Raw genomic sequence first — 11,712 nt, 5'->3', positions numbered from 1 at the left:
ACCGGGGGCGGCGGATCCGCCGGCTCGCCGCCCGGGTCCACCGGCGGGTCACCCGCCGGATCGGTCACCGGCCCGGGCATCGACAGGCTGGTGGCCTGCCGGCCGTCGGCCGGCAGGCCGGTGGCGGCGGCCGGCGCGGCGGCGGACACCAGGGCCACGACCAGCACCGGGACCATCAGCAGGCGGGCGGTACGGGAGATGCGGGAGGCACGCCGGTCGGCAGCCCGGACCACGACACGTGCCATCTGTCCTCCGGAGAGTGATTACGCCGCCTCCACAACCGGCCGATCGGCTGATTCACTCTCCGGGATCGTTGCCGCCCGGCACTAGTCCCCGTCGGAAACAAAACCGTAACTTGTGTCAGGCGTGACGACATGATCACGCAACGTCGGGTGGGGTGTGCGCCGCCGCTGCCGGGTAGGCTGACCGGTCGTGAGCGGATATCTCGGGTCGTACGCGACGCTCGGGTTGCTGCTGCTCGCCAGCGCCCTCGTCTTCGTCGGCGCGTTCGGCGCCAACCGCCTGCTCCGCCCGGCCCGGCCGGCCGACCCGCCGGGGAAGCGGGCCGGTTACGAGTGCGGCCTCGACCCGGTCGGCACCGACTGGGCGCAGATGCAGATCCGCTACTACGTCTACGCCTACCTGTACGTGCTCTTCGCCGTGGAGGCGGTCTTCCTCTTCCCGTGGGCGGTGGTCTTCGACCGGCCCGGCTTCGGGCTGGTCACCGTCGCCGAGATGGGGATCTTCGTCGCGGTGCTCGCGCTCGGCATCCTCTACGCCTGGCGGCGCAACATCCTGCGCTGGAGCTGACCGCCCGCGCGCCCGCCGTCCGCAGGCCCCCGCCAGCCGGTGTGCGGGGCCGCGCCCCGGTCAGGCCAGGCCCCGCCGGGTCAGCGCGGGCGGGCGGTCGCCCCGGACCGACGCCACCATGTCCAGTACCCGCCGGGTCTGCCGGACCTGGTGGGCACGGAAGACCCGGGCACCCAGCCAGGCCGAGACCGCCGTCGCCGCCAGCGTCCCCTCCAGGCGCTCGTCCACCCCGAGGTCGAGGGTCTCGCCGACGAAGTCCTTGTTGGAGAGGGCCACCAGTACCGGCCAACCCGTCGCGGTCAGCTCGTCCAGCCGACGGGTGATCTCCAGCGAGTGCCGGGTGTTCTTGCCGAAGTCGTGCGCCGGGTCGATCAGGATGCCGTCCCGGCGTACCCCCAGACCGACCGCACGCTCGGCGAGGCCGGTCACCGTCGTGACCACGTCGGCGACCACGTCGTCGAAGGCCGCCCGGTGCGGGCGGGTCCGGGGGGCCAACCCACCGGCGTGCGAGCAGACCAGGCCGGTACCCGTGTCGGCGGCGACCCGGGCCAGTGCCGGATCCGCCCCGGACCAGGTGTCGTTGAGCAGGTCGGCGCCGGCCGCCACCGCCTCCACGGCGACCTTGGCCCGCCAGGTGTCGATCGAGATGACCACGTCCGGGAACTCCAGCCGGACCGCCGCGATGGTGGCCACCGTGCGCCGGATCTCCTCGGCCACGTCCACCTCCTCGCCCGGACCGGCCTTGACCCCGCCGATGTCGACGATGTCGGCGCCCTCGGCGACCGCCCGTTCGACCGCCCGCAACGCGCTGTCCGCGCCGTACGTGGCCCCCCGGTCGAAGAACGAGTCGGGGGTGCGGTTGACGATGGCCATGACGGCCAGCTCGCCGGGAGCGAAGGAACGCCCACCCAGCCGAAGTGTGTCCGACATGCCCGAACCTCCTCGCCACCGTCCGTACCGACGCTAGTCGACCCGGGGTGGCGGGGTCGCCTCGGGCATCCCCGCGTGCCACGATCTGTCTATGGGTCAGCTTCTGCTCATACTTGTCGTGGCGTTGACCGTCGGCGCGGTGGTGTTCGGCGTGACGGTCCTGGTGACCGGGAGCGACCCGGGCCTGGCGCCGACCGAGCCGGACGGTCGTTCCGTCCCGCTGCCCGGCAACCGCCCCCTCCAGGAGACCGACCTGGGCCGGGTCCGTTTCGACACGGCGCCGCGCGGGTACCGGATGGCCCAGGTCGACCAGGCGCTGCGCCGGGCCGCCTACGACATCGGCTACAAGAGCGAGCTGATCGAGGTGCTGGAAGCGGAGGTCACCGCGTTGCGCGAAGGGCGTACGGCCGAGGCGGACGACCTGCGCCGGTCCCGCGAGGCGGCGCTCGGCGCCCACCGTGACGGGATAGCGGCCGTCGCCACCGTGCCGCCCGCCACCGTGCCGGCCGAAGGCAGCCAGCCGGCCGAAGGCAGCGGGCCGGTCGACGACGCGGCGGACGACGGCCCGCGTGTCGAGATGACCGGGACCGGCACGGTCGACGCCGACGGGCAGGAGCCCGCCGACGATCGGGACCACACCGACGCGCACGAGCAGGCCGACGCCCGGAAGCCCGGTGAGGCAGCGGCGGTGTCGTCCGAGCCGGTGGCCCGGTCGGAGCCGGCATGAGCGACCCCACCGGTACCGAGGAGTTCCGCGACGCCGCGCGCCCCGGCTCCGGCGAGGTCACCGCGACGGTGATCGTCAACGCGCCGGCGGAGCGGGTCTTCGCCGCGTTCACCGCCTGGGAGCGGCAGTCCGACTGGATCCCGTTCACCCGGGTCCGGGTGGTGCAGGGCGACGGCGGTGAGGGCAGCCTGATCGAGGCGGTCACCGCGGTCGGTCCGGCGGTACTGCGGGACGAGATGCGGGTCGTCCGGGTGGACCCGCCGTACGAGGTCGGGGTGGTGCACTGCGGCCGGCTGCTGCGCGGTCCGGGCGTGCTGCGCTGCACCCAGATGGACCGGGACCGTACCCAGGTGGTCTGGCACGAGTGGTTCCACCTGCCCGGTGGAGCCGCCGGCCGGCTGGCCTGGCCGGTGCTCTGGCCCGGCTCCAAGCTCAGCCTCACCCAGGCGTTGAAGAAGTTCGGCCGGCTGGTGGAGCAGGGCCGGCTGCCCTGACCCGGCCGCCGCCCGCCCCAGCCCCGGGTCGGTGGCTGGCCTACCGTGGGACCCGTGACGGACCTGGTGATCGGCGCTGACGGGCGCCCCCGCTGCGGCTGGTCGGCGGGCACAGCGGACTACATCGCGTACCACGACGACGAGTGGGGCCGACCCCGGCACGGCGACGACGCGCTCTTCGAACGGGTGACCCTGGAGGCGTTCCAGTCCGGGCTCTCCTGGCTCACCATCCTCCGCAAACGGGCCGCCTTCCGGCTCGCCTTCGACGACTTCCGGATCGACAAGGTCGCCGGGTACGGCCCGGCCGACGTCGAACGGCTGCTCGGGGACGCGGGCATCGTGCGTAACCGGGCCAAGATCGAGGCCGCCGTCGCCAACGCCCGGGCCGCGCTCGACCTGCCCGAGGGGCTCTCCGCGCTGCTCTGGTCCTTCGCACCACCACCCCGGCCGGCCCGCCCCCGGTCCTTCGCCGAGGTACCCGCGCTGACCGCCGAGTCCACCGCCCTGGCGAAGGCGTTGAAGAAGCGCGGGTTCCGGTTCGTCGGGCCGACCACGGCGTACGCCCTGATGCAGGCCACCGGCATGGTCGACGACCATCTGGACGGCTGTCACGTCGAGCTGCCCGCCCCGCGTGATGGGATGGTCGTCATGACGGTGCGGGACGGGACGGGCGGTACGGAGCGGCAGGGAGCGGCGGTATGAACGGGCCGCACGCCTGGCTGGTGGTGCTCCCCGCCGGGCGGCACGAGGCCGAGCGGCTGGTGCACCACGAGACGCTGGAACTGACCGGGCTCGACGGTGGTGACCGGCCCCGACCCGGTGACGACGTCCTGGTCGCCGTCGGCGACGACCCGCCCTCGGTGGTGGCGCTCGGCCGGGTGGCCCGGTCGGCCGGGGACGGGTACGACCCTGACGACCCGCAGTCGGCGGCGGAGACACCGCTACCGCTGGTGGTCACCTACACCCGTCGGGCCTTCGACGACCCGTTGCCGGCCGACAACCTCGCCGTCGCCGGGCCGGTCACCCCGCTCGACCGTGCGGTGTTCGACACCCTGGCCGGCCGCCTCGGACCCGCCCCCGAGCGCCGGGACTGGCTGGTCAGCGTGCACCTGCCGATCGAGGCGGCCACCCCGGCCGAGGCGGCCCGGATCTTCTGGTCGTACGTGCTGGAGCTGGGCCCCCGCGAACTGCCCGCCTTCGTGTCGCCCTCCGGGGACGAGCTGGCCATGCAGGCGTTCGTGCTCGGCGCGGTGGCCAACCAGGATCCGGAGGAGGACGACGACTGAGACCCGGCCCGGGTTCACCGGCCCGGGAACGTCCCGGAGCGGCCCGGGGTCACCGGCCCGGGCGTGCCCAGGACCGGGCCCGGGAACGTCCGGGTTTCCCCGCGCGATTCCGGGATAACCCTCACCCGGCCGGCGCCCGCCGTGCCGGGTGAGGAGCGGGTGGGATGAGGTTCCAGGACAGGGTCGTCTTCGTCACCGGTGGCGCGTCCGGGCTGGGTGAGGCCGCCGCCCGCCGCTTCGCCGGGGAGGGCGCCCGGGTGGTGGTCGCCGACATCGACGCCGACGGCGCCCGGCGGGTGGCCGCCAGTCTCCCGGACGCCCGGGCGGTGACCATGGACACCGGCGACGCCCGCGCGGTCGAGCAGGGCATCGCCGACGCGTTGATGCACTACGGGCGGATCGACGTCATCTTCAACAACGCCGGCATCGACGGCCGGCAGCAGCCGCTGCACGAGATGGACCTGGACAACTGGGAGAGGGTCCGGCGGGTCAACGGCGACGGCGTCTTCCACGTGCTGAAGTACGGCATCGAGGCGCTGCTGCGCAACCCGGGCGGTTCGGTGGTCAACACCTCGTCCACCACCGCGCTGGCCGCGCAGGAGAACATCTCCCCGTACACCTTCACCAAGGCCGGCATCGTCGGCCTCACCCGCTCGGCCGCGATCGAGTACGCCGCCCGGGGCGTCCGGGTGAACGCGGTGGCCCCGACGGTGGTGATGACCCCGCTGGTCGAACACTTCATCGAGAGCGCGGACGACCCGGCCGCGATGCGGCAGCGGATGGAGTCGTTCAACCCGATGCCCGGCATGCCCACCCCGGACGACGTGGCCGGGGTGGTGGCCTTCCTCGCCTCCGACGACGCACGGTGGATCACCGGGCACACGGTGCCGATCGACGGCGGGTACGTGGCCCGGTGAGCCGGCCGGTGCACCGGGGCGGTCAGCGCCCCTGGAAGGTCGCCTGCTCCTTGTTGACGAAGGCGAAGGTGGCGGCCCGGTGGTCGGCGGTCGCCCCGCAGATCGACTGGGCCTGCGCCTCGGCGGCCAGCGCCTCGGAGAGGGTACCCGCGTCACCCACCGAGAGCTGGCGCTTGATCGCCCCGTACGCCACGGTCGGGCCGGCGGCGAGCCGGGCGGCCAGCTCCTGCGCGGTCGGCAGGACCTGCTCGTCGTCGTCGACCAGGCGGGTGAGCAGACCGAGCCGGTGGGCCTCCTCGGCGCGTACCGGCTCGGCGAGCATCAGCAGCTCCACGGCCTTGGCGTGGCCGACCAGCCGGGGCAGCGACCAGGACGCCCCGGTGTCGGCGGCCAGCCCGACCCGGGCGAAGGCCATCAGGAAGCTGGTCTTCGGCCCGCCGATGCGGAAGTCGGCGAGGAAGGCCAGCGACGCGCCGGCCCCGGCTGCCATGCCGCGTACCGCAGCGACCACCGGCTTGGGCAGGTTGGCCAGCCGGGCGGCGATCGGGTTGTAGTGGGCCCGCACGGTGGCCAGCGGGTCGGCGCCGGTCGTCTCCAGGGTGGTGACGTGCTCGCGCAGGTCCTGACCGGCGCTGAACGAGCCGCCCGCCCCGGCCAGCACCACGGCCCGGCAGCTCCGGTCGGTCTCCAACTCGGCCAGGACGTCCCGCAGCGCCTCCTTGAGGGCCACGTCGAGGGAGTTCATCGCGTCCGGCCGGTTGAGGGTCAGGGTGACGACGGCATCGGTGCGGTCGACGAGCAACGGCTCGGTCACGGATCAACGGCCCTTCTGTCGGCTGATGCGGGTGCTGGCGTCGAGGCACTGTTCGACGTACCGGTCAGCGGCCGGCCGCAGCCGGTTGGCGTGCCGGTCGAAGAAGCTCGCCGCGCTGGTGCCGGGCCAGCGGTCGGGCAGCAGCGCCGGAGGCAACTGCGGGTCCCGGAACAGGAAGGTACGCCATGCGTGCACCAGCCGGAACCGGACGGCGTACGCCTCCTCGTCCGAGCTGCGCCCGTTGACCGAGCTGACCAGGGGGCGCTGGTCGGCCACGAAGCTCTCGTAGGCCCGGCCGATCTCGGCCAGGTCCCAGGCCCGGCGGACCACCTCCATGGCGCCGGAGGTGCCACCGGCGTGCGCCGCGGTGAACCGCTCGTAGCGCACCCCCGCCTCGGTCAGCATCCCGTCGACGTCCTCACCCGGTCGGGTGGCCACCCAGGTCTGCTCGTCGAGCATGCCGTACCCGAGGAAGGCCAGGCTGGCGGCGAGCCGCTGCCGGTCCCGGCGGGCACCGGCGGAGGTGAGGACGATCAGGTCGAACCGGCCGTCCCAGCCGATCCGGCCGGTCCGGTAGATCCGGGCGGCGGCCTCGTCCAGCCGGCGGGCGGCTTTCGACGTGATCGAGTAGCCCGGCCCGGTGGAGAGCCGGAGCGGGTGGAGCCAGCCCTGTCGGACCATCCGGGAGACCGCGGTACGGACGGCCGGTGGTGCGATGCCGAGCGGCGAGAGGAGTTTGACCAGGGCGGCGACCGGGGCACGACCGCCCCGGGGGCGGAGATAGTCGCCGTACAGGTCGAAGAGTGCCGACCGTGCCTGCATGACCGCACATTGTGACAGGCCTTCCCACGATATGCTAGATGCTGTTACATCAATGCTGGTTCGGTTTGGGTCCGGCGGTGTTCATCAGGGAAAATCGTTGGGCGAAACCGTTCGCTCGCGGACGGTGGTTACGGACGAGGTGGCTGTGGGGTAACCCACCAACCCTGATGTAGGTCTGAGGGGAGACAACATGGCGGCGATGAAGCCGCGGACGGGCGACGGTCCGCTGGAGGTCACCAAGGAGGGCCGGGGCATCGTCATGCGGGTTCCGCTGGAGGGTGGTGGCCGGCTGGTCGTCGAGATGACTCCCGACGAGGCCAACGCGCTCGGTGACGCGCTGAAGGCCGCCGCCGGCTGACCGACCAGCGGCGAGGGCGGCGGTTGGCGCCCGGACGTTCGTGACCCCTGAGCCACCGGCCCCACCGGTGGCTCAGGGGTTTTCACCCGGTGCGGCCGTGACGACCGAGAGGTCGGCGGCCCACCATCACCCGACTTCAGGAGGTACGGCCGGCGTGCTCGCCATCCGTCTCGTAGCCGAGCCCGCCGGGTTCGACACGCTCGTCCTGCCCATCCGCCCCGCCGACCCGCAGCCGGGTGGCGACGCCCCAGCCGCCGGCCCGCAGCAGGGCGACGAGGACCGGTCGGCCACGGTCGCACCGCACCGGCCGGGCCTGCCCGGGGAACTGGTCGCGGAGGCCACCGCCCTGGTCGACGCCGCCGCGCTGACCGGCCGGGCCGGCGAGACCGAACTCTTCCACCGCCCGCTGCGGGAGCCCGGCCGGCTGCTGCTGGTCGGGGTCGGCGACGGTGCCGAGGCCGGTTGGCGCAGCGCCGGTGCCGCCGTGGCCCGGGCCGTCGCCCGTGAGACCTCGGTCACCATCGCCCTGCCCGACGGCGTCGCGCCGGCTGCGGTCCGTGGCCTGGTCGAGGGGTTGCTGCTGGCGTCGTACCGGTTCCGGATGGCGCAGCACACCGACGACGCCCCGACGCTGGCCGAGGTGGTCGTGGCGGTGGGCGACCCGGCCGGGTACGCCGACGTGGTGGAGACCGCCGTCACCACCGCCCGGATGACCCGTTTCGCCCGGGACCTGACCAACACCCCGTCGTCGCTGAAGAGCCCGGCCTGGTTCGTCGACCAGATCGTCGCCGCCGCCGAGGGCGTCGAGCACCTCACCGTGCGGGTGCGTGAACCGGACGAACTGGCCGCCGAGGGGTTCGGCGGCATCGTGGCGGTGGGCGGTGGCTCCGCCCAGGGCCCCCGGCTGGTCGAGCTGAGCTGGCAGCCGCCGGCCGCGCGTACCCACGTCGTGCTGGTCGGCAAGGGCATCACCTTCGACACCGGCGGCATCTCGATCAAGCCGAAGGACGCGCTGAAGCTGATGCGCAAGGACATGGGTGGCGCGGCGGCCGTGCTCGCCGCCACCCTCGGCGCCGCCGCCCTGGGCCTGCCGGTCCGGATCACCACCCTGGCCCCGCTCGCCGAGAACATGGTCAGCGGCTCGGCGTTCCGCCCCGGTGACGTGATCCGCCACTACGGCGGCATCACCAGCGAGACCACCAACTCCGACGCCGAGGGCCGGCTCGTCCTGGCCGACGCCCTCGCGTACGCGGTGCGGGAACTGTCGCCGGACTACCTGATCGACCTGGCCACCCTCACCGGGGCGAACGCGGTGGCCCTCGGCAAGCGCACCGGCGCGCTGTTCAGCGAGAACGACGAACTGGCCGGGTCGGTGCTGGCCGCGATCGCCGAGGCCGGCGAGTACGCGTGGCGGATGCCGCTCACCCCCGACTACGTCGAGTACCTCGGCAGTGAACTGGCCGACCTGCACAGCGCGCCCACCCAGGGCGCCGGGTCCACGCTGGCCGCGCTCTACCTGCGGGAGTTCACCGGCGACCTGCGGGACCGCTGGCTGCACATCGACATGTCCGCACCGTCCTGGGCCGAGGGCGACCACCGGGAGCTGACCCGGGGCGCCACCGGCTGGGGGGTCCGTTCGCTGCTGCGCTGGCTGGCCACCGTCGACTGACGGGTATCCGTCAGAGTCGGCCGGCGGCCCGCAGCGGGTACCGCTGGCGGCCGGCGGTCAGCAGCGGACGGCGGCGAGCAGGCCGGCGCCGACCGGGAGCAGCGCCGGCACCCACTCCTCCGACTCCCGGACCGCCTTCACCGTCTCGCGTACCGTCACCGTCTCGACGTCCCGGGCGGCCGGGTCACCGATCCGGCCGCCCGCGAACGCCCCGTTGACCGCGAGCACCCCACCCGGGCGGAGCAGCCGCCGGGCGGCGTCCACGCTGGCACTGAACTCGGCCACCTCGGCGTCCACGAAGACCAGGTCGTAGGCGCCGTCGGCGAGCCGGGGCAGCACGTCCAGCGCCCGGCCGGTGATGATCCGGGTACGCCCCGGCGGGAAGCCCGCCTCGACGAAGATCCGTCGGGCGATCCGCTGGTGTTCCACCTCCACGTCGATCGTGGTGAGTACGCCGTCCGCCCGCATGCCCCGGAGCAGCCACACCCCGCTCACCCCGGTACCGGTGCCGATCTCCACCACGGCCCGGGCGCTGCCGGCGGCGGCCAGCAGCCGCAGCGCCGCCCCGGAGGAGGGGGTGACCGGGGTCAGGCCGACCTCCTTGGCGAGGCTGCGGGCGGTACGGAGTACCAGGTCCTCGGGGACGTAGGCTTCGACGAACTGCGCTGCCTGGGCGTTCGTCGCGGCGAGGGAACTGGCGACGGTGACCATGGGGCACCTCCAGGGCGGTACGCGGCGCGGACCCGGACACCGGCACGCGTGGCGCGGGCAGGGACCGGCGCGGAGCGCGGCGGGGGCGGGTTTGCCGGTAAGAGCCTAGAGGTGGCCGTCACCGGTCGCAGCCGCTGACCCGTCCGTCGGCGGGCGGCCGGGGGCGGTGACCACCGGTCCGGTCCGTCGATCGGCGGTCGGTGAGCACGGGCCCGCCCCGTCGACGGCGGTCCGTGACCACCGGTCCACTTCGTCGATCGGCGTCCGGCGGCGGCAACCGCTGACCCGGTGCGGCCGACCGTGCAATCCTGGAGACCGGACGGGAACCGTGGTGCGGCGGTAGTCGATGATGCGGTGGGCGGTTTCCGGGACGGACTGGGAGGCACTGAACGTGACCGACGGCTGGAACTGGCGCCAGCCCGGCGGGACCCCGGCACCGGCGCATCCGCCGGTCCGTGCGGGTCAGCCGGTTCCGACGACGGCGACCGGCACGGTGCGTGGCGGGCCCTCGACGGACGCGGGTGCCCCGACAGCCGGCTCCCCGTGGTGGTCGGACGCCCTCACCGACCCCTGGCGGGATCCGTACGCCCCGGCCGCCGTGGTGCTCCAGGCGCCCCCGGTCGGTGGGCCCGGTGAGCCCGAACCGGTCCGGGACCCGGACGCGCCCACCGGCCGTCGGCTCGGCCCGGTCTTCCTGATCTCCCTGGTCACCGCGTTGCTGGCCGGGATGCTCGGTGGTGCCCTCGGCTACGCCTTCGCGGTCCGGGGCGGGGTGGGCGGCGGTACGACCCTCGGGGCCCCGCCCGGCGAGGCGCCGGTGGCGGCCCAGCGGCGGCCCGACTCGCTGGCCGGTGTCGCCGCGCGGGTGCTGCCCAGCGTGGTGACCGTACGGGTCAGCGGCCGGGGTGGCACCAGCGTCGGCTCGGGGTTCGTGGCCAGTGCCGACGGTTACGTGATCACCAACGACCACGTGGTGGAGGTGAGTTCCGGCCGGGCGACGGTGACCTTCAACGACGGCTCCACCGCCCCGGCGACGGTGGTCGGCAAGGACCCGGAGTCCGACGTCGCGGTGATCAAGGTGTCCCGGACCGGTCTGCGTCCGGTCGAGTTCGGTGACTCGGAGGCCCTCGCGGTCGGTGACCCGGTGCTCGCCTTCGGTTCGCCGCTCTCGCTGGCCAACACGGTCACCGCCGGCATCGTCAGCGCCCTGGACCGGACCATCCGGGCGGGTGAGCCGGGCGGTACGACCCGCTACTACGCGGCGATCCAGACCGACGCGGCGGTCAACCAGGGCAACTCCGGCGGGCCGCTGGTCGACGGGGCCGGTCGGGTGATCGGCGTCAACTCGGTGATCAAGTCCCTGGCGGCGGACGCGGAGGAGGCCGGGAACATCGGCCTCGCCTTCGCCATCCCGATCAACCAGGCCAAACGGATCACCCAGGACATCATCGACACCGGCAAGGCCCGGCGTACCGTCATCGGCGCCACGGTCGGTGACGCCGGCTCGGGCGCCGCCTCGGGGGTACGCCTGTCGGCGGTCGAGCCCTCCGGTCCGGCGGCGGCCGGTGGCCTGCGCGCCGGGGACGTCATCCTCCGGCTGGCCGGCCGGCCGTTGGAGGAGCCGAGCGACCTGATCGCCCTGGTCCGCAAGCACGCACCCGGCTCGGTCGTCACCGTCGAGTACCGGCGGGGATCGGACCGGCAGAACACCTCGGTGACCCTGGCCGCCGACGTGAAATAGCCTTCCGTTCACCGGGTGGGCCCCGGCCACCCCCTCCCGGACCGGTCCCCACGTGCGTACTCTTGGCTGGATGCCGACGAGGAGGCTGCCCGCGTGCTCGACAACCTGAACTGGTGGGAGATCGGAGCGCTCCTGCTGCTGGCTCTGCTGATCTTCGGTGACCGGCTGCCCACGGTGATCGGTGACGGCCTCCGGCTGCTGCGCAACCTGCGTCGGATGGCGACCAACGCCACCGGTGACCTCAGCCGCGAGCTGGGCACCGACATCCAGCTGGAGGACCTGCACCCGAAGGCGTTCATCCGCAAGCACCTGCTCAGCGAGGAGGACGAGGCGGCGATCCGCAAGCCGTTGCAGGGCGTCTACGACAACCTCCGCGCCGACATCAAGGGCGTGCACGGGGAGCTGAAGGACGTCGCGGCGGCTGCCGACATCC

Annotated in this window: 14 protein-coding genes and 1 pseudogene; 10 read left to right on the top strand and 5 right to left on the bottom strand. The window is 73.8% G+C overall.

The window, feature by feature from the left end:
- Positions 1-245: pseudogene (locus GSF22_RS23315) on the bottom strand (hypothetical protein); the annotation flags it as partial.
- A 187-nt stretch (positions 246-432) separates the two neighbouring features.
- Here GSF22_RS23315 and ndhC point away from each other — a divergent pair.
- Complete coding sequence (gene ndhC, locus GSF22_RS23310; RefSeq protein WP_208815868.1) at positions 433-810, top strand: NADH-quinone oxidoreductase subunit A; 378 nt, start codon at positions 433-435, stop codon at positions 808-810.
- A 60-nt stretch (positions 811-870) separates the two neighbouring features.
- Here ndhC and folP read toward each other — a convergent pair whose 3' ends face one another.
- The gene (gene folP / locus GSF22_RS23305) at positions 871-1,740 is read right to left on the bottom strand and encodes a dihydropteroate synthase (RefSeq protein ID WP_208815867.1); all 870 of its coding nucleotides are present in this window, start codon (positions 1,738-1,740) and stop codon (positions 871-873) included.
- Between the two features lie 91 nt (positions 1,741-1,831).
- Between folP and GSF22_RS23300 the strand changes: the two genes are divergently transcribed.
- The 5 genes from GSF22_RS23300 to GSF22_RS23280 all read left to right on the top strand — a co-directional run bounded on the left by GSF22_RS23300 (position 1,832) and on the right by GSF22_RS23280 (position 5,164).
- Positions 1,832-2,467: a DivIVA domain-containing protein gene (locus GSF22_RS23300; protein ID WP_208815866.1), complete on the top strand. Its 636-nt coding sequence runs from the start codon at positions 1,832-1,834 to the stop codon at positions 2,465-2,467.
- Positions 2,464-2,961 carry an SRPBCC family protein gene (locus GSF22_RS23295; RefSeq protein WP_208815865.1) on the top strand — a complete coding sequence of 166 codons (498 nt, stop codon included), beginning with the start codon at positions 2,464-2,466 and terminating at the stop codon, positions 2,959-2,961. The genes GSF22_RS23300 and GSF22_RS23295 overlap by 4 nt, the downstream gene beginning before the upstream one ends.
- A gap of 54 nt (positions 2,962-3,015) precedes the next feature.
- Positions 3,016-3,663, top strand: a complete 648-nt coding sequence (locus GSF22_RS23290) for a DNA-3-methyladenine glycosylase I (protein WP_208815864.1) — start codon at positions 3,016-3,018, stop codon at positions 3,661-3,663.
- Positions 3,660-4,247 carry a hypothetical protein gene (locus GSF22_RS23285; protein ID WP_208815863.1) on the top strand — a complete coding sequence of 196 codons (588 nt, stop codon included), beginning with the start codon at positions 3,660-3,662 and terminating at the stop codon, positions 4,245-4,247. The genes GSF22_RS23290 and GSF22_RS23285 overlap by 4 nt, the downstream gene beginning before the upstream one ends.
- 164 nt (positions 4,248-4,411) lie before the next feature.
- A complete protein-coding gene (locus GSF22_RS23280) occupies positions 4,412-5,164 on the top strand; it encodes an SDR family NAD(P)-dependent oxidoreductase (protein WP_208815862.1) in 753 nt (250 codons plus the stop codon).
- 22 nt (positions 5,165-5,186) lie between these two features.
- On the opposite strand, the gene GSF22_RS23275 is transcribed toward GSF22_RS23280, so the two are convergent.
- A complete protein-coding gene (locus GSF22_RS23275; protein WP_208815861.1) occupies positions 5,187-5,978 on the bottom strand; it encodes an enoyl-CoA hydratase-related protein in 792 nt (263 codons plus the stop codon).
- A 3-nt stretch (positions 5,979-5,981) separates the two neighbouring features.
- On the bottom strand, positions 5,982-6,800 hold the full coding sequence (locus GSF22_RS23270; RefSeq protein ID WP_208815860.1) for a PaaX family transcriptional regulator: 819 nt from the start codon (positions 6,798-6,800) through the stop codon (positions 5,982-5,984).
- A 190-nt stretch (positions 6,801-6,990) separates the two neighbouring features.
- Here GSF22_RS23270 and GSF22_RS23265 point away from each other — a divergent pair, with 190 nt between their 5' ends.
- Together GSF22_RS23265 and GSF22_RS23260 are read left to right on the top strand one after the other, a co-directional pair.
- Positions 6,991-7,158, top strand: coding sequence for a DUF3117 domain-containing protein (locus GSF22_RS23265; protein ID WP_007455245.1), 168 nt, complete (start codon positions 6,991-6,993; stop codon positions 7,156-7,158).
- 154 nt (positions 7,159-7,312) lie between these two features.
- On the top strand, positions 7,313-8,827 hold the full coding sequence (locus tag GSF22_RS23260) for a leucyl aminopeptidase family protein (protein WP_208815859.1): 1,515 nt from the start codon (positions 7,313-7,315) through the stop codon (positions 8,825-8,827).
- Between the two features lie 57 nt (positions 8,828-8,884).
- On the opposite strand, the gene GSF22_RS23255 is transcribed toward GSF22_RS23260, so the two are convergent.
- A complete protein-coding gene (locus tag GSF22_RS23255) occupies positions 8,885-9,538 on the bottom strand; it encodes an O-methyltransferase (protein ID WP_208815858.1) in 654 nt (217 codons plus the stop codon).
- Positions 9,539-9,887: 349 nt separating this feature from the next.
- Here GSF22_RS23255 and GSF22_RS23250 point away from each other — a divergent pair, with 349 nt between their 5' ends.
- Both GSF22_RS23250 and GSF22_RS23245 read left to right on the top strand, forming a co-directional pair.
- On the top strand, positions 9,888-11,279 hold the full coding sequence (locus tag GSF22_RS23250; protein ID WP_208815857.1) for a S1C family serine protease: 1,392 nt from the start codon (positions 9,888-9,890) through the stop codon (positions 11,277-11,279).
- A 93-nt stretch (positions 11,280-11,372) separates the two neighbouring features.
- Positions 11,373-11,712 (top strand): preprotein translocase subunit TatB (locus GSF22_RS23245; protein ID WP_208815856.1); only part of this gene is annotated, 340 nt, incomplete at its 3' end.

This window comes from Micromonospora echinofusca, from assembly GCF_017614955.1.
GTDB classification, from domain to species: Bacteria; Actinomycetota; Actinomycetes; order Mycobacteriales; family Micromonosporaceae; genus Micromonospora; species Micromonospora echinofusca_A.
Note: the sequence above shows the minus strand (reverse complement) of the source record. Positions and strands in the feature narration are given on the sequence as shown.

What these genes read in the sequence shown, in the direction of transcription:
- folP (WP_208815867.1), bottom strand. Translation starts at nt 1,740, where the DNA reads ATGTCGGACACACTTCGGCTGGGTGGGCGTTCCTTCGCTCCCGGCGAG.
- GSF22_RS23300 (WP_208815866.1), top strand. Translation starts at nt 1,832, where the DNA reads ATGGGTCAGCTTCTGCTCATACTTGTCGTGGCGTTGACCGTCGGCGCG.
- GSF22_RS23295 (WP_208815865.1), top strand. Translation starts at nt 2,464, where the DNA reads ATGAGCGACCCCACCGGTACCGAGGAGTTCCGCGACGCCGCGCGCCCC.
- GSF22_RS23285 (WP_208815863.1), top strand. Translation starts at nt 3,660, where the DNA reads ATGAACGGGCCGCACGCCTGGCTGGTGGTGCTCCCCGCCGGGCGGCAC.
- GSF22_RS23280 (WP_208815862.1), top strand. Translation starts at nt 4,412, where the DNA reads ATGAGGTTCCAGGACAGGGTCGTCTTCGTCACCGGTGGCGCGTCCGGG.
- GSF22_RS23270 (WP_208815860.1), bottom strand. Translation starts at nt 6,800, where the DNA reads ATGCAGGCACGGTCGGCACTCTTCGACCTGTACGGCGACTATCTCCGC.
- GSF22_RS23265 (WP_007455245.1), top strand. Translation starts at nt 6,991, where the DNA reads ATGGCGGCGATGAAGCCGCGGACGGGCGACGGTCCGCTGGAGGTCACC.
- GSF22_RS23255 (WP_208815858.1), bottom strand. Translation starts at nt 9,538, where the DNA reads ATGGTCACCGTCGCCAGTTCCCTCGCCGCGACGAACGCCCAGGCAGCG.
- GSF22_RS23250 (WP_208815857.1), top strand. Translation starts at nt 9,888, where the DNA reads ATGCGGTGGGCGGTTTCCGGGACGGACTGGGAGGCACTGAACGTGACC.